This window comes from Streptomyces sp. WMMB303, assembly GCF_029351045.1.
Lineage (GTDB): Bacteria > Actinomycetota > Actinomycetes > Streptomycetales > Streptomycetaceae > Streptomyces.
On record NZ_JARKIN010000001.1, the window covers coordinates 6,436,038 to 6,453,062 of the forward strand.

A 17,025-nucleotide genomic window follows, 5' to 3' on the forward strand; every position below is an offset into this window, starting at 1 on the left:
TTGCTGCTTCTTTTCGCATTGTTGGGATTAAAGGCTGTAAACAGCTTGTGCGGCTTCTTGGATCTTTGCGCCACTACTCCCGAAACCCTCCGGATATGCGAGCGGGAGCAGCGGACAGGCTTTCGTACCGCGTGTGCGTTTTTCGGATGAGGGACGCCGTGCCAGGATCGGTCGTGCCATGACTGCGACCACCGAGACTTCCCAAGCCGCTTCGGCCGGCGCCCCGTCAGCGCGCGCCGCGGAATCCGAAGCCGTCGACCCCGCCCTGCGCGAGACGGCGCGCGCCCTCCATGCCCCCGTCGTCGACTGGTTCGCCACACACGCCCGCGACCTCCCCTGGCGCCGCCCGGAGGCGGGCGCGTGGGGCGTCATGGTCAGCGAGTTCATGCTCCAGCAGACCCCCGTCAACCGCGTACTGCCGGTGTACGAGGAGTGGATGAAGCGCTGGCCGCGCCCCGCCGACCTGGCCGCCGAGGCGCCCGGCGAAGCCGTACGCGCCTGGGGCCGGCTCGGCTACCCGCGCCGTGCGCTGCGCCTGCACGGGGCCGCCAAGGCCATAGCGGAACGGCACGGCGGTGAGGTCCCCGTCGAGCATGCCCAGTTGCTGGCGCTGCCGGGCGTGGGCGAGTACACGGCGGCCGCCGTGGTGTCCTTCGCGTACGGCAAGCGGCACGCCGTGCTCGACACCAATGTGCGCCGGGTCTTCGCACGCGCCGTCAGCGGCCGCCAGTACCCGCCCAACGCGACGACCGCGGCCGAACGGAAGCTCGCCCGCGCGCTGTTGCCCGAGGACGACGAGACAGCCTCGCGGTGGGCGGCGGCCACGATGGAGCTGGGCGCGCTGGTGTGCACGGCGCGCAGCCCCGAGTGCGGTCGCTGCCCGATCGCCGCGCAGTGCGCCTGGCAGCGCGCGGGCGCCCCCGCACACCAGGGGCCCGCCCGACGCACTCAAGCGTACGCCGGGACCGACCGGCAGGTGCGCGGGCGGCTGCTGGCGGTGCTGCGGGCCGCCAAGGAGCCGGTGCCGCAGTCGGATCTCGACCGCATCTGGCACGAGCCGGTCCAGCGCGCACGGGCGCTGGACGGACTGGTGGCCGACGGTCTGGTCGAGCCGCTGGACGGGAACCGCTACCGCCTGCCGCTCACCTGACCCGATCCGGCCCGGCCCCGCCCGACCCGACGAGGAGGGGCCGAGCCGGAACGAGGCGGCTGCCGGGCCCCGGACCCGCGTGCGGAGACGCCGTCACGACGCCGCCCCCGCGGGTCGGGCTCCTGCGCGGGGGCGGACGGGGCGGAGTGCGGGTGCGGGCGGGCGAGAGCGCCGCGCACCGACGCCTACTTCTGGGCCTCCGCGTCCTTGAGCGGGACCTCCTTGATGAACCACGCGGCCACGAAGGTGAGCAGCGCGACTCCGGTGGCGAGCAGGAACACCCCGTGGGTGCCCCCGGCCACCGCGTGCTCGTACGCCTCCCGCACCTGGGCCGGGAGCTTCTCCAGCGAGGCGGCGTCGAGCTGGGGGCCGGTCTCGGCGAGCTGCTTCCCGCCGCCGGACCCTCCGGAGGCCGCGGCGCTCTCCCGCATGGAATCCTCGACCCGCCGGGCGAAGACCGTGCCCATCAGGGCCACACCGAAGGAGCCTCCGATGGTGCGGAAGAGCGTCGTCGTCGAGGAGGCGACGCCCATGTCCTTCAGCTCCACGCTGTTCTGCGCGATGAGCATGGTGAGCTGCATCAGGAAGCCCATGCCCGCGCCGAGCACCGCCATGTAGAGGCCGGAGGTCAGCCTGCTGGTGCCGACGTCCATCTGGGCCAGCAGGAAGAGGCCGACCGGGATCAGCGCACCGCCCATGATGGGGTACATGCGGTACTTGCCCGTCCGGGTGGTGGCCCGGCCGGTGACCACCGAGACGACCATCATCGGCAGCAGCACGGGGAGCAGCAGCAGCCCGGAGTTGGTGGCCGAAGCGCCCTGGACGCTCTGCTGGAAGAGCGGCAGGAAGGTCATCGAGCCGAACATCACGAAGCCGAGCACGAAGCCGATGAAGGCCATCAGCGAGAAGTTCCTGCTGTGGAAGACCCGCAGCGGGAGGATCGGCTCGGCGACTCGGCGCTCCACGAAGGGGAAGGCGGCCAGCGCGACCACCGCGAGCAGCGCGAGGCCGACGATGGTGGCCGAGTCCCAGTCGTACTCGGTGCCGCCCCAGCTCGTGACGAGCACGGCCGAGGTGATGCCGGCGGTCAGCAGCCCGGCGCCGAGGTAGTCGATCCGGCCCTTGGCGGGCTTCTTCGGCAGGTGCAGGACGGTGCCGACCATGGCGAGCGCGACGGCGCCCAGCGGCAGGTTGATGTAGAAGGCCCAGCGCCATCCGAGGTGGTCGGTGAGCGTCCCCCCGACGAGCGGGCCGCCGATCATGGCGAGGGACATCACTCCGGCCATCAGGCCCATGTACTTGCCGCGCTCGCGGGGCGGGATCAGATCACCCATGATCGCCATGGCGCCGACCATGAGCCCGCCCGCGCCCAGGCCCTGCACGGCGCGGAAACCGATGAGCTGGCCCATCGTCTGGGCCGCGCCCGAGGTCATCGAGCCGATGAGGAACAGCACGATCGAGGTGAGGAAGACGCCCTTGCGCCCGAACATGTCGCCGAGCTTGCCCCACAGCGGTGTCGAGGCCGCGGTGGTGAGGGTGTAGGCGGTGACGACCCAGGAGAGGTGTTCGAGGCCGCCGAGCTCGCCGACGATGGTGGGCATGGCCGTACCCACGATCATGTTGTCCAGCATGGCGAGCAGGACGGCGATCATCAGGGAGAGCAGGACCAGGCGCACGCTGCGCGGTTTGCGTCCTCCGGCCCCCGCGCCGGAGGCGGAGCCGGCGCCGTCGGCGCCCTCCGCGTCGGTGGCCGCTGCCGCGAGCGGGGCGGCTTCGGCCCCGGGGGCGGCGTCCTCGGTCGCCTCGGGGGTCGTCCCGGACGCGTCCTCGGCCACCTTGGGAATTCCTTGGCCCGGACTCGGCCCTTCCTTGACCTGGAGATCCTCCGGTCCCCGTTTCGCCCCGTTTGTCGCGCTGCTCGCACTCATGCGCGGCCACTCCCTTTGCTCGCCACTTACTTGCCGCACGGCTAGTTCAGTACGATGGACAAAGTAGGGCGCCACTAGCCGGGCGTCAAGTAAGTTCTGAAGGGACCGACATGAGCAGGGGAAACACCCGTCAGCGCATCCAGGACATCGCCCTGGAGCTGTTCGCTGAGCGCGGTTACGAGAAGACCTCGCTCAGGGAGATCGCCGAGCAGCTCGGCGTCACCAAGGCCGCGCTCTACTACCACTTCAAGACCAAGGAGGACCTGGTCACCAGCCTCTTCGAGGACCTGGTGCTGGGCCCGGCCGACGAGGTGATCGCCTGGGCCGAGGCGCGGCAGCCGACCACCCTGGAGACGAAGCTGGAGATCCTCAACCGCTACAGCGCGTGCATCAGCAAGGCCACCCCGCTCGTCCGGTTCATGCACGAGAACCAGGCCGCGCTGCGCGAGCTGTCCGTGGGCGAGCAGATGAAGGCGCGGATGTTCACCCTGCTGAAGCTGATCAAGGACGAGGACGCCGCCCTGTCCGACCAGGTGCGCTGCAGCTCGGCCCTGTTCACCATGCACTCGTCGCTCTTCGCGCTGGAGAGCTCCGGCGCGGGTGTCGAGGAGAAGCGCCGGGCCGCCCTGGAGGTCGCCCGGGAACTGGTCACCTCGGCCCACCACCACGGCCCGGCGCCGCGGCCCGGCGCGGAGACGAGCAGCGCCCGTCACGGATGACGGGCGCTGCTGCCGACTCCGGCACGTCCCCTGAGCCGGAGTGTCCTGTGGTGGCGCGGGCCGCACGGCACCGACCGGCGGTCGGCGCCGCGGCGGGCCGCACCGTGGGGGCGTGGGTCAGAAGGTGACGCCGACCGCCCGCATGGCCGCCACCGGGTCGACCGCCGTGCCGTAGTTCGGACCCTTGCGGATCTCGAAGTGCAGGTGCGGCCCCGAGGAGTTACCGGTGTTGCCGGACTTGGCTATGTCCTGTCCGGTCTTGATCTGCTGACCGGGCTTGACGTTGATCTGCGACAGGTGCGCGTACTGCGAGTACGCACCGTTGTCGTGCCGGATCACGATGGCGTTGCCGTACGCGGGGCCGTCACCGGCGCCGTTCGGGCCGGCCTTGACCACGGTGCCCTTGTGCACGGCCTTGACCGGGGTGCCGACGCCCACGGCGAAGTCCTGGCCGGAGTGGTTGTGCGCCCAGCGGCCGCCTGCCTTGCCGTAGGAGGCGCTCAGCTCGTACTCGCCGCCGACCGGCGTGATCCAGGACGCCTGCAGCCGCTTGGCGTCCCGGGCGGCCTTCCGGGCCGCACGCTTCTCCGCCTCGGCCGCGCGCTTCTTCGCCTCGGCTGCGCGCTTCTCGGCCTTCTCGGCGGCCGCGAGGGCCTTGCGGTGCGCGTCGGCCTGCTGCTGCGTGGACTTCGCGAGGCTGCTCGCCGTGCCGGTCGCGAAGATGTCGTGCTGGGCCGTGTTCGCCTCGGCCTTCGCGGCCGCCAGCGCCGTGCCGGCCCCCAGGGCCATCGACGCGCCCATTCCGACGGCCAGCGCCGTCGTGTAGGTACGGGCGCGGTTGGTGGTCCTCGACATCGCCATAGGGGTGCTACCTCCGGAAGGGGGTTCGTGGAGTGCGCCTCGAAGCGGACGCGCCACCTTGGTAACCCGCCCGAAAAGGGGCATCAAGGACCCCTTCTACTAAAGAGCCCCGTACCAGGAGGAGAGACCCAGGTCACTCCGCGCCGCCGCGCCGGGCCCCGCCCGGAAGGCCGGACCCCGCGCGGCGGCTCCCGGTCTCCTATCGGGCCTCGTAGTCCCGCCGGACCCTGTGCCGCACCTCACGGCGGACCCGCGCCGGACGTGGCCCGGCTCATATGGCCCCGCTCACTCGGCAGGCCCCGGAGGGAGGAGGGGGCCGTCATCGACGCGGCGTACCGACCCCTCTACGCTTGCTCGCCGTACGCGGCTCCGTACTGCGGGGAGTCGAGCGCCGAACGGGGGGGGTTGGGGATGGACGCGGGGGTCGTCGGGCTGCGCATCGCCTCCAGCGTGCTGGCACCGCTGGTCAAGCGGCTGTTCATCGCGGAGGGCGCGGGCGCCGGACTGGTGGACCGGCCGGTACGCGTCGCACGGCTGGTCTCCTTCACGGGCGAAGCCCGTGAGCTGGGCCGGCGGCAGCTGGAGAAGCTCGCCCGGGAGCTGGTCCACCGGGCGGTACAGGGCATCGGACCGCACGAGGCCCCCTCGCCCGGCGAGGCGGAGCGGGCAGCGGAGCGGCTCGCCGACACCCTGCACGCGCTCGGGGACATCGGCCTGAGCGACGTGGAGGCGGTCAGCCTCGGCCACACCGACTTCGCCCGTGCCCTCCGGGCACAGGCCGCCATGGACGACCCCCACCGGGACGCCACCCCCGCGGAGGAGGCGCTCCACCAGCGGGTGCTGGAGACGGCATGCCTGCACATCCTGCACTTCCTCACCCAGCGCTCCACCTTCGTGGCCCGCACCCTGGTCGAGCAAAGCCGCAGGCTGGGAGACCTGGTCACCCTCGTCGACGTCCTGATCGAGCGCGTCCCCTCCCAGTCCGCGCAGGACGCCGGGTTCGAGCAGCAGTACGCCCGCTACATCGTCAACCGGCACCGCACCGTCACCATCTACGGCATCGACGTCCAGCAGGCCAACGAGTGGCCGCTGGACACCGCCTATCTGAGTCTGGAAGCCGTCACGAGCGGCCGCAGCGCCACACCCTTCGAGGGCCGGGAGAGCTGGTCGGCCGGCTCCCCCGCCGACGACCCGCAATCCGCCGACCGCGCCTTGGCCGGGCACCGGCGGGTGCTGCTGCGCGGCGTCGCGGGCTCCGGCAAGACCACGCTCGTCCAGTGGCTGGCCGTGGCGACGGCCCGCCAGTCCCAGCTGACCGGGCGGCTCGCGCACCTGATCGGCCGGGTGCCCTTCGTGCTGCCGCTGCGCACCCTCACCCGCGCGGGCGGTGCGCTGCCGGTGCCGGCCGACTTCCTGTCCGCCGTGAGCTGCCCGCTGACCGGCGCCCAGCCCGGCGGCTGGGCGGACCGCGTCCTGGCGGCCGGGCGCGGGGTCCTGCTGGTCGACGGGATCGACGAGGTCCCGGAGGAAGAGCGGGCCCGCACCCGCGACTGGCTGCGCGAGCTGACCCTGGCCTACCCGGACAACCTCGTCATGGTCACCTCCCGGCCCAGCGCCGTACAGGAGGACTGGCTGGACCGCGCCGACTTCACCGAGCTGTCCCTCTCCCCGCTGCGCCCCGCCGACGTCGACCTGTTCATCGACCGCTGGCACACGGCGGCCGAGGCGGACGCCGAGCTGGGCGGCGCCCTGCGTACCGCGGTGCGCGCCAGAGCCGACCTCTCCCTGCTGGCCACCAACCCGCTGATGTGCGGCCTGATCTGTGCGCTGCACCGGGAGCGGCGCGGCTTCCTGCCGCGCGGCCGCAAGGCGCTCTACGACGCGGCGCTGTCCATGCTGCTGGAGCGACGCGACCGGGAGCGGGCCGTGTACGCGGCGCATCCGGCGCGCGTCGAGCTGGACGAGGAGACCCAGGTCGAACTGGTGCAGAAGCTGGCCTACTGGCTGATCCGCAACGGCCGCTCCGAGATGGCGCAGGAGGACGCGGTCGAACTGGTGGAGCGGATGCTGCCCGCGATGCCGTACGTCGCCGAGCAGGGCTCGGCCGCGGAGATCTTCCGCTTCCTGCTGGTGCGCTCCGGACTGCTGCGCGAGCCCGCCCCCGGGGCCGTCGACTTCGTGCACCGCACCTTCCAGGACTTCCTGGGCGCCAAGGCCGCCGTCGAGGAGCGGGATTTCGGCGTCCTGGTGGCGAACGCGCACCTGGACCAGTGGGAGGACGTGGTGCGGATGGCGGTCGCCCACGCCCGGCCCGACGAGCGGGCCCGGCTGCTGTGCGGGTTGGTGGAGCGCGGCGACGCCGAGCCGGAGTGCCGGACCCGGCTGCATCTGCTGGCCATGGCCTCGCTGGAGCAGGCCACCAAGCTGGACCCGGGGACCCGGGCGGCGGTCGAGGAACGGGCCAGGGAGCTGATCCCGCCACGGAGCATCGACGAGGCCAAGGAGCTGGCACCGCTGGGCGGAGTGGTGCTGGACCTGCTGGGGGAGACGGCGGACCTGCCGGCGGACGAAGCGATGGCCGTCGCGCACACCGCCGCCCAGATGGGCACCGACGCGGCGCTCGTGCTGCTGCAGCGGTTCCTGGCCCACCCCTCGAACGGGGTGCTCCAGCAACTGGCCGGGCACTGGGACCGGTTCGACACCGACACCTACGCGCGGGAGATCCTCGCCCACCTCCCGGACCGACGACCGGTACGGGTCACCGCGAGCACCCGGGAACACCTCGCCTGGGTACGGAACCTGACCCCGCGGTCGACCCTGCGCATCCGCGGCACGTTCGGCGAGGAGGAGATCGTCGCGGCTCACCCGTCCCCCGGGGAACTGGTCGAGCTGAGCCTCGCCCACAACGCCGCACTCGACCGGCTCGACCTGGTTCAGGCGTTCCCGCACCTGGACGCGGTGGAGCTGCGCGAGTGCCCGGTGACCGACCTGTCGCCGCTGACAGGGCTGCCGCTCCGCACGCTGTACCTGTGGAACGTGCGGACCCTGCGGGAGCCAACGGGCCTCGGAGAGCTGACCGGCCTGCGCACGCTGGCACTCCGCGAGGGGACTCTCTGCCCGGAGATGGTGCGGCTCGCGCCCCTCACGGCACTGGAGACGCTCCTCCTCCCCGAGGACACCCGGACCCTCCGCGGCATCTCGACGCTCCGGAACCTGCGCGTGCTGAACCTCTTCCAGGTGCCGCACCGGCTCCCGGAGGAGGACTGGAGGGAGGTGGCCGGACTCCCCCGGCTCCGGGAGCTCACCTGTGAGCCCCATCACCTGGCGGGCCTGCACGCCTCCGGGGTGCGGCTCACGGAGCTGGAGGGGCTGTATGTGCCCCTCGGCGGGAGACCGCTCGACGCATGGCCGCTGCCGGCCACCTTCCCCGCGCTGGAACATCTCTCCCTCACCGAAGCGCCCGCCGCGCCCGGCCTCGCTCCGCTGGCCGGGCTCCCCCGGCTCCAGCACCTCACTCTCTTCCGTCCCCCCAGCTCCCTCGACCTCAGCTCTCTCCCCTCGCACATCGAGGTCGACATCCTGCCGCGCCCCCGCCGGGGCTGACCGGGACGCAGGGTGACCGGATCCACACGGACGGCCTACGCTGGTCATCGACCAGTCAACGAACCGCCGAGCGCCCCCGTCCACCGTCATCGCCGCCCGCCGACCACCGTGCCCGCCCACAGCCCACCGTCGTCGCCCTCGACAGGGAGTCCCCGACGTATGGACCCCGCCGTCCGACTCGCCTCGACCGTCGCCGATCCGCATGTCAGCCAACTCCTGCTCCCCGTCGAGTCCACCCCCGACCAGGCCCAGTCCGAGGGGGAGCTGCTGGCCCGGCTCGTCTCCTTCCGGGGCGAGAACCCGCCGCTGTCCTACGAGTCGCTGCTCTCACTCGCCCGGGAACTGGTGGGCCTCGCCGCGCCCGCACACCGGCTGCCGCACCTGGACGAGGGGCCCGTCGCCGCGATACTCGCCCGCACCCTGTGGATCATCGGGGAGCTCGACACCACCGATGAGCAGGCGGTCCGGCTGGGGCCGCAGGACTTCGCCCGCAAGCTGCGCTCCGCGCTCCCGGGCGCCGACCGCGAACTGTCCACGGACGCGGCCTGGTTCCACGACCGGCTGCTGGTCACCGTCTGCCTGCACCTGCTGCACCACCTCATCCGCCGCTCCCCCCTCCTCTCCGACCGCATGCCGGAACGCGCCCACCGGATACGCCAGTTGATCGACCTGAACGATGTGGAGGCCGTACGGGGCCGACCGGAGCCCTCCGCCGTGGACGCCGAGTTCGAGGCCCGCTACGCCCGTTCCATTGCCGAGCAGTACAACCGGGTGACCATCTACGGGATCGATCTGCCCAACCCCAACACCCCGGACAACTGGTCGCTGGACGCCACCTATCTCAGCCTCAGCGCCGAGTTCGACAGCCCGGACCGGCGCGAGGAGGACGGGGGCAGCGGCGAGCCGGTGCTTCCCGCCGACCGCGCGCTGGGCGGCCACGAGCGGGTGCTGCTGCGCGGTGTGGCCGGGTCGGGCAAGACGACGCTCGTGCAGTGGCTGGCCGTCTCCGCGGCACGCGATGTGCTGCCGCCCGAACTGGCCTCGTTGCGCGGCCGGATCCCGCTCGTGCTGCCGGTGCGCCGGTTCGCCCGCGAGGGGTTCCCCTCCCCGGACGACTTCCTGCGGGCCGTGCGCCATCCGCTGGCCGACGAGGCGCCCGACGGCTGGGTGGCCCGGGTGCTCACCGAGGAGCGGGGGCTGCTGCTGGTCGACGGGATCGACGAGGTGCCCGAGTCCGAGCGGGCCGCGCTGCGGCACCAGCTGCGCCGCCTGATGCGGATCTACTCGGGCAACTTCTGCCTGGTGACCGCGCGGCCCTCGGCCGTGGAGGCGAACTGGCTGGCCGACGAGGGCTTCGACGAGCTGGCGCTGGCTCCCATGAGCCGCGACCAGGTGGCCGCCTTCATCACCGCCTGGCACACCGCGGCCGCCGACGACGAGGGCAAGGACCACCGGCGGCTGGCCGACTACCGCGACCAGCTCCTCTCCTCCATCCCGCTCTACCGCGAACTGCGCGGCCTGGCGACCAACCCGCTGATGTGCGGGCTGATCTGCGCCCTCAACCGGGACCGGTCCGGCTCGCTGCCGCAGGGGCGCAAGGAGCTGTACGAGGCCGCGATGGAGATGCTCCTGCAGCGCCGCGACCCCGAGCGCCGCGTCCTGTACGCCGACGCCGTGAAGCTGCGGCGCGGCGCCCGCGAGCGGCTGCTGCGCAAGCTCGCCTACCGGATGCTGGTCGGCCGGCGGGCGGAACTGACCATGGACGAGGCGCTGGAGGAGATCGCCCGGCAGCTCCCCGCCATCCCCTCCACCTCCGGCCAGGGCCGGCCCGAGGACATCTTCAATCATCTGCTGCTGCGTACCGGGCTGCTGCGCGAGCAGTCCGACCGCTCGGTCGAGTTCGTCCACCGCACCGTGCAGGACTACCTCGCCGCCAAGGAGTCCGTCGAGCAGGGCGCCTTCGACATGCTGCTCGACCACGCGCACGAGACCGAGTGGGAGGAGGTCATCCGGATGGCCGTCGCGCACTCCCGCCCCGCGGAGTGCGCACGGCTGCTGGGCGGGCTGCTGGCGCCCGGACGCAAGGGCATGCAGCGCAACCGGCGGCGGCTGCTGGCGGCCGCCTGCCTGGAGCATGTGACGGAGCTCGACCCGGAGACCCACGCCCGCATCCGCCGCGAGACCCGCAACATGGTGCGGCCCACCACCCTGGAGGGCGCCCGCAGTCTGGGGTGGGTGGGGCCCATCGTGCTGGAGATGCTGCCGGACCCCGGCACCGTCCCCGACCGGGAGGCGCACCGGCTCGCCGTGACCACCACCCGGATCAACGACGACGCGGCCATCCACTACCTCGCCCAGCTGCGGAACCGGGCTTCGCTGGAGCTGCGCGCCGAGCTGGCCCGCGGCTGGCGGAACTTCGACACCGACCGGTACGCCGAGGAGATCATCGCGCACCTGGACCCGGAGGGACTGTACTTCCCGGTCTCCGACCGCTTCGAGCTGGCGGCGCTGCGGAAGCTGGGCGGGCGGGCACGGGTGCAGATCGTCGGACCGTTCACCCCCGACGAGCTGCTGGAGGGGCTCGCCCACGAGCAGCTCACCCATCTGTGGCTCGCCTATGACCTGGGCGTGCCGATGGGGTGGCTGGCGGCCTTCCCGCACCTGACGACCCTGCGCGTCAACCCGCGGCTGCCCCGGGTCAGCGGGGTGCCCGACGGCATCCGCATCCTGTCCTGAGGGCGCCCGGCGGTTTCGAGCGCCCTGCCGGCGGAGGGCCGGGACGCCGCGGGCCGGAAACACCGGTGGGGACCGACCCGGCACGGGTCGGTCCCCACTCGGATGATCCGGCGTACAGGCCCTGCGGCCGTCACGCCTCCTTGCTGAGGTTGGGTCCGCCGCCCGCGGCGGACTCCACCGGAGGAGCGTCCGGCAGTGCGGACTTCTCCTCGCCGCGGAAGGTGAAGGTCTTGCCCTCGCCCTCGCCCTCGGTGTCCACGACCACGATGTGACCGGGCCGCAGCTCGCCGAAGAGGATCTTCTCCGACAGGATGTCCTCGATCTGGCGCTGGATCGTCCGGCGCAGCGGCCGGGCGCCCATCACCGGGTCGTAGCCCTTCTCGGCGAGCAGCTCCTTGGCCTCGGTGCTCAGCTCGATGCCCATGTCGCGGTCCTTCAGCCGCTCGTCCACCTGCGAGATCATCAGGTCGACGATGCGGATGATGTCGTCCTGCGTGAGCTGGTGGAAGACGACCGTGTCGTCGACACGGTTGAGGAACTCCGGCCGGAAGTGCTGCTTGAGCTCGTCGTTGACCTTCGCCTTCATCCGCTCGTATCCCGCGCGGACATCGCCCTGGGCGGTGAAGCCGAGGTTGAAGCCCTTGGAGATGTCCCGGGTGCCGAGGTTGGTCGTCATGATGATGACCGTGTTCTTGAAGTCCACGACCCGGCCCTGGGAGTCGGTCAGCCGACCGTCCTCCAGGATCTGCAGCAGCGAGTTGAAGATGTCCGGGTGGGCCTTCTCGACCTCGTCGAAGAGGACCACGGAGAACGGCTTGCGACGCACCTTCTCGGTGAGCTGGCCGCCCTCCTCGTAGCCGACGTAGCCGGGCGGGGAGCCGAAGAGCCGCGAGACGGTGTGCTTCTCGCCGAACTCCGACATGTCGAGGGAGATCAGCGCCTCCTCGTCCCCGAACAGGAACTCGGCCAGCGTCTTGGACAGCTCCGTCTTACCCACGCCGGAGGGACCGGCGAAGATGAACGAGCCACCGGGGCGCTTGGGGTCCTTCAGGCCCGCACGGGTGCGCCGGATCGCCTGGGAGAGCGCCTTGATGGCGTCCTCCTGGCCGATGACGCGCTTGTGCAGCTCGTCCTCCATGCGCAGGAGCCGGCTGGACTCCTCCTCGGTGAGCTTGAAGACCGGGATACCGGTGGCCGTGGCCAGGACCTCGGCGATCAGCTCCTCGTCCACCTCGGCGACGACGTCCATGTCGCCGGCCTTCCACTCCTTCTCCCGCTTGGCCTTCTCGGCCAGCAGCTGCTTCTCCGTGTCCCGGAGAGAGGCGGCCTTCTCGAAGTCCTGCGAGTCGATCGCGGACTCCTTGTCCCGGCGCACGTTCGCGATCTTCTCGTCGAACTCACGCAGGTCCGGCGGAGCGGTCATCCGGCGGATGCGCATCCGGGAGCCGGCCTCGTCGATCAGGTCGATCGCCTTGTCGGGCAGGTAGCGGTCCGAGATGTAGCGGTCGGCGAGGGTGGCCGCGCCGACCAGGGCCGCGTCGGTGATGGAGACGCGGTGGTGCGCCTCGTACCGGTCGCGCAGGCCCTTGAGGATCTCGATGGTGTGCGGCAGCGACGGCTCCGCGACCTGGATGGGCTGGAAGCGGCGCTCGAGGGCCGCGTCCTTCTCCAGGTACTTGCGGTACTCGTCCAGCGTCGTGGCACCGATGGTCTGCAGCTCGCCGCGGGCCAGCATCGGCTTGAGGATGCTCGCCGCGTCGATGGCGCCCTCGGCGGCGCCCGCGCCGACCAGGGTGTGCAGCTCGTCGATGAACAGGATGATGTCGCCGCGCGTACGGATCTCCTTGAGCACCTTCTTCAGGCGCTCCTCGAAGTCGCCCCGGTAGCGGGAGCCGGCGACCAGCGCGCCCAGGTCGAGGGTGTAGAGGTGCTTGTCCTTGAGGGTCTCGGGCACCTCGCCCTTGACGATGGCCTGCGCCAGCCCCTCGACGACGGCGGTCTTGCCGACGCCGGGCTCACCGATGAGCACGGGGTTGTTCTTCGTACGGCGGGACAGGACCTGCATGACCCGCTCGATCTCCTTCTCGCGCCCGATGACCGGGTCGAGCTTGGACTCGCGGGCGGCCTGCGTGAGATTGCGGCCGAACTGGTCCAGCACCAGCGAGGTGGACGGCGTGCCCTCGGCGGGTCCGCCGGCCGTGGCGGCTTCCTTGCCACCGGAGTAACCGGACAGGAGCTGGATCACCTGCTGGCGCACCCGGTTCAGGTCGGCGCCCAGCTTGACGAGGACCTGGGCGGCGACGCCCTCGCCCTCGCGGATCAGCCCCAGCAGGATGTGCTCGGTACCGATGTAGTTGTGGCCGAGCTGAAGGGCTTCGCGGAGCGACAGCTCCAGCACCTTCTTGGCACGAGGAGTGAAAGGGATGTGGCCGGACGGCGCCTGCTGGCCCTGTCCGATGATCTCCTCCACCTGCTGGCGGACAGCCTCAAGCGAGATCCCGAGGCTCTCCAGTGCCTTAGCGGCGACACCCTCACCCTCGTGGATCAGGCCCAGAAGGATGTGCTCGGTGCCGATGTAGTTGTGGTTGAGCATCCGGGCTTCTTCCTGAGCCAGGACGACAACCCGCCGCGCGCGGTCGGTGAACCTCTCGAACATCGTTAATCGCTCCTCAGAGCGGTCAGGCAGTGAGGGGACGCTCCCCTCGCTGTCCTTCCGCAGCTTAGTCCCGCAACGGGGGACCGCTCATTCCAACTGCCGACTGCGGCCCGGTCGACCCGGTCGATCATGCGCCTCCTGCCCGGACAGCCGACACCAGTTCCAACCCGATGGTGCGAGACGATGTTCCCGCAGGCCAGGCGTATTCACCTGGATCCACTACGCCGAAGGCGAACACCTCCGCACCGGCACCCTGGCCGTGCGGTGGCACCTGTCACTCCGCACCCCCGATCCGCCGCCGCCACCTGGGGCTTCCTGGCTGTCAGAGCCTTCTTACCCGCTCGGTGTGACAATCCATGCGGCTTCGGCCGGATACGGCACCCCGCATCCGCTGAGGGCGAACAGACGAGTGCCCTTTCCGTGGACACCGCAGGAGCGGCACACCGGGTGACGCGGCACAGCGGCGCGTGACGGGGCCGATGCGCGACGGACCCGCCGACCGGCGGTCGGCAGGCCCCTGGGGAGGCCGCCACGAGGGGGCCTCCCGAACCGGGACGGCCATCGGGGTCAGGGTCGGCCCGTGAGCCGGGACGCCTCAGCCGTTGGCCTTCTCGTACGCCTCGCGAATGCTGGCCGGAACACGGCCGCGGTCATTGACCTCGTAACCCTGCTCCTTGGCCCACGCGCGGATCTTCGCGGTGTCCTGGCTGCTGCTGGAACCCGATCCGGAGCGGCTCCCCTTTCCACGCGAGGAACGGCCGCCGGTGCGCCGGCCACCCTTCAGATAGGGCTCCAGAGCGGATCGGAGCTTGTCCGCATTAGCGGTCGTGAGGTCGATCTCGTAGGACTTACCGTCCAGCGCGAACGTCACCGTCTCGTCCGCCTCGCCGCCCTCGAGGTCGTCGACAAGAAGAACCTGAACCTTCTGTGCCACCTGCTACTCCCATTCGTCCTGGATAACGGATTACAGATACCGACGTGGAAAGCAAACCGCTTTTCTCCGGGAAACACAAACCCTGTGCCGAGTTTGACCGTCGGCTCCGCTGGGATTGGCGGGATCTTTCGGACATAGTGCCGGGCCTTCGCCCCCGGTTCACAGATGCAGCAGCATCCGGCTGTTGCCCAAGGTGTTGGGCTTCACCCGTTCGAGACCGAGGAACTCGGCCACGCCCTCGTCGGGGGAACGCAGCAGCTCGCTGTAGACATCACCGTCCACCGGCGCCTCGCCGATCTCCGTGAAGCCGTGCTTGGCGAAGAACTCGACTTCGAAGGTGAGGCAGAAAATGCGCCGCACCCCGATCCAGCGGGCGGTACGCAGAAGCTTCTCCAGCAGCAGATGCCCGACGCCGGTTCCGCGCCGGGAACTGTCCACGGCCAGGGTCCGGACCTCCGCCAGATCTTCCCACATGACGTGCAGCGCGCCGCAGCCCACGACTTCCGCGTCCGCGTCCCGTTCCGCCACCCAGAACTCCTGGATGTCCTCGTAAAGGGTCACGGTGGCTTTGTCGAGCAGGATGCGGTCGCGCGAGTAGGCGTCGAGCAACTGGCGCACCGCCGGGACATCGGCCGTGCGGGCCCTGCGGATGGTGATCTCGGATAGCGGTGCGCGTTCTGTCATGAACGGACGCTATCGATCCTCGGTCTCGCCGCCCGCAGCGGGGGGATCGAGATGGATACCGTTCAGATGTGCGACTCGCAAGGCGGTCCGCAACACCTCGGCCTGTTCCGGGGACATCATCCCGAAGAAGTCGACAAGAGCGGCTGCGGGGTTGTCACTGGCCGACCACGCCTCATGCATGAGAGCGGCCGAGTATGCGGCCCGGGTGGAGACGGCTGCATAACGATAGGCGCGACCTTCTTGATCCCGGCGCAGCCAGCCCTTCTGGCGCAGGTTGTCCATTACGGTCATCACCGTCGTGTACGCGACGGTGCGTTCCTTCTGGAGATCTTCGAGGACTTCCCGGACGGTCACCGGGCGGTTCCAGCGCCACACCCGGGTCATCACGGCGTCTTCCAACTCTCCCAATGGCCTCGGCACAGAAGAACAATAGTGGAAAATGTCCGAATCGAGGAAATTACCCGGACGGTGGGCGGGGTGCACCGGAGGCCGGGATCCGGAGCCCGGAGTCCGGACGTCCGGCGCGAGAGGTTCCCCGGGGCTCAGCTCCGGCGCTGCCGCCCGCCCGCCTCGGCGCGCGCGGCGGCGGCGTCCACGATGCCGTCCTCCTTGGCCTTGTTCGCGCCGCCCTGGGTCCTGACGATCGTCACGATGAGCGCCGTGAAGGCCACCGCCATCACGAGCGGCGGGGTCAGTGCGGCGACGTAGTCCATGCCAGGGCCTCCTCGGTGAACGGAGCCCCCAGGGTAACGCCGCCCCCCGCGGCCGGACCGGCAGGGCGGGGCCGCGGCGGGGCGGAGGCCGGACGACCGTGCGCAATGCAGGGCGGAGAGGCGGGACGGAGAAGCAGGACGGGGCGGGGTGTCCCGGCGGCGCGGGCCGCCGGCGGCTACCGCGTCACGCAGGGACGGCGCGGGGCGCCAGAAGGGCCTGTCGCGGACGGCACCCGGCGGACCGCTGTTCGGTGCCCGGTTCCGCGTCCGGCTCCGTGGGCGGCTCACTCGGGGGCTCGGGCGGGGTCCGGCGGCGCCGGGGCGGAAAGACCTCGGCGGGAGTGGGCACGGGGCGCGAGGGGGTGGCGGGGCGCTCGGCGGGAGGCGGCTCGGCCGGACCGGGTGCGGGCTTGCCCGGCCGCCGGGGCGCCGGTTCCGGCCCGTCGCCGTCCTCCTGCTCGCCGGCCCCCCGCACAGCGGGCACCCGGGCCTCCTGGCGGCCGTCCTGCGGCCGGGGCAGCCGGGGCACGCGAGCCTCCTCGGCGCGCTGCAGCAGGCCCGTGCGGCGGGCGGTCTCGCGCGGGCCCACGGGCTGGGCGCACAGCTCGCGGAGCGCGGCGAGGTCGGCGGGAGCGGGGAGGTACCCGGCGGCGAGGGCGTCCTCGAACTGCTCCAGATAACCGGCCGCGGCGCCGGGCAGTGCCGCGCGGTGGCGGGCGAGATCGGCGCGCACGAAGGAGCGCAGCCGAGCACCCTCACCGATCGCCTCGTCCACGGCCCGGACGAGCCGCAGGTACTCCTGGACCCGCTCGGGTGCGGGGTCGGACTGGAGGGCGATGGCGAGAGCGCCGCCGAGCACACGCAGCTCGTGCGGGCCGAACGCCACGCCGCCTCGGGAACCGTATGGCGTGGGCATGCGGCGACGATAGAGGGCGCGGGGGGTAAATGTACGTATTGCCTGATTTACGGCGTGGCGACTCCGGACCACCCGCCGCACGGACCCCGCGGGGTCCGCGGGCACCGCCCGCCCCTCGCACTGGC

Annotated in this window: 12 protein-coding genes; 4 read left to right on the plus strand and 8 right to left on the minus strand. The window is 71.4% G+C overall.

Annotation, left to right across the window (positions count from 1 at the left end; all coding sequences use genetic code 11):
* Positions 1-178: 178 nt before the first annotated feature.
* Positions 179-1,150 (plus strand): A/G-specific adenine glycosylase, encoded by a 972-nt coding sequence (locus P2424_RS28035; protein WP_276478455.1) that lies wholly within the window; start codon positions 179-181, stop codon positions 1,148-1,150.
* Between the two features lie 185 nt (positions 1,151-1,335).
* Here the strand turns inward: P2424_RS28035 and P2424_RS28040 are convergent, their stop codons facing one another.
* Complete coding sequence (locus P2424_RS28040) at positions 1,336-3,078, minus strand: MDR family MFS transporter (RefSeq protein WP_276478456.1); 1,743 nt, start codon at positions 3,076-3,078, stop codon at positions 1,336-1,338.
* Positions 3,079-3,188: 110 nt separating this feature from the next.
* On the opposite strand from P2424_RS28040, the gene P2424_RS28045 reads away from it, so the two are divergent.
* The gene (locus P2424_RS28045; protein WP_276478457.1) at positions 3,189-3,797 is read left to right on the plus strand and encodes a TetR/AcrR family transcriptional regulator; all 609 of its coding nucleotides are present in this window, start codon (positions 3,189-3,191) and stop codon (positions 3,795-3,797) included.
* 117 nt (positions 3,798-3,914) lie between these two features.
* Here P2424_RS28045 and P2424_RS28050 read toward each other — a convergent pair whose 3' ends face one another.
* Positions 3,915-4,658, minus strand: a complete 744-nt coding sequence (locus P2424_RS28050) for a M23 family metallopeptidase (protein ID WP_276478458.1) — start codon at positions 4,656-4,658, stop codon at positions 3,915-3,917.
* A 411-nt stretch (positions 4,659-5,069) separates the two neighbouring features.
* On the opposite strand from P2424_RS28050, the gene P2424_RS28055 reads away from it, so the two are divergent.
* The gene (locus P2424_RS28055) at positions 5,070-8,261 is read left to right on the plus strand and encodes an NACHT domain-containing protein (protein ID WP_276478459.1); all 3,192 of its coding nucleotides are present in this window, start codon (positions 5,070-5,072) and stop codon (positions 8,259-8,261) included.
* A 159-nt stretch (positions 8,262-8,420) separates the two neighbouring features.
* Entirely contained in the window at positions 8,421-10,997 is a 2,577-nt protein-coding gene (locus tag P2424_RS28060) for an NACHT domain-containing protein (RefSeq protein ID WP_276478460.1), read from the plus strand.
* A gap of 130 nt (positions 10,998-11,127) precedes the next feature.
* On the opposite strand, the gene P2424_RS28065 is transcribed toward P2424_RS28060, so the two are convergent.
* From P2424_RS28065 to P2424_RS28090, 6 genes are all read right to left on the minus strand, one after another.
* Positions 11,128-13,653, minus strand: coding sequence for an ATP-dependent Clp protease ATP-binding subunit (locus P2424_RS28065; protein ID WP_276478461.1), 2,526 nt, complete (start codon positions 13,651-13,653; stop codon positions 11,128-11,130).
* Between the two features lie 595 nt (positions 13,654-14,248).
* The gene (locus P2424_RS28070) at positions 14,249-14,587 is read right to left on the minus strand and encodes an Lsr2 family protein (protein WP_019355671.1); all 339 of its coding nucleotides are present in this window, start codon (positions 14,585-14,587) and stop codon (positions 14,249-14,251) included.
* A gap of 159 nt (positions 14,588-14,746) precedes the next feature.
* The gene (locus P2424_RS28075; RefSeq protein ID WP_276478462.1) at positions 14,747-15,271 is read right to left on the minus strand and encodes an amino-acid N-acetyltransferase; all 525 of its coding nucleotides are present in this window, start codon (positions 15,269-15,271) and stop codon (positions 14,747-14,749) included.
* A gap of 9 nt (positions 15,272-15,280) precedes the next feature.
* Positions 15,281-15,691: a BlaI/MecI/CopY family transcriptional regulator gene (locus tag P2424_RS28080; protein WP_276478463.1), complete on the minus strand. Its 411-nt coding sequence runs from the start codon at positions 15,689-15,691 to the stop codon at positions 15,281-15,283.
* Positions 15,692-15,813: 122 nt separating this feature from the next.
* Positions 15,814-15,984, minus strand: a complete 171-nt coding sequence (locus P2424_RS28085) for a hypothetical protein (protein ID WP_276478464.1) — start codon at positions 15,982-15,984, stop codon at positions 15,814-15,816.
* Between the two features lie 184 nt (positions 15,985-16,168).
* The gene (locus P2424_RS28090; protein ID WP_276478465.1) at positions 16,169-16,900 is read right to left on the minus strand and encodes a hypothetical protein; all 732 of its coding nucleotides are present in this window, start codon (positions 16,898-16,900) and stop codon (positions 16,169-16,171) included.
* Between the last annotated feature and the right edge of the window lie 125 nt (positions 16,901-17,025).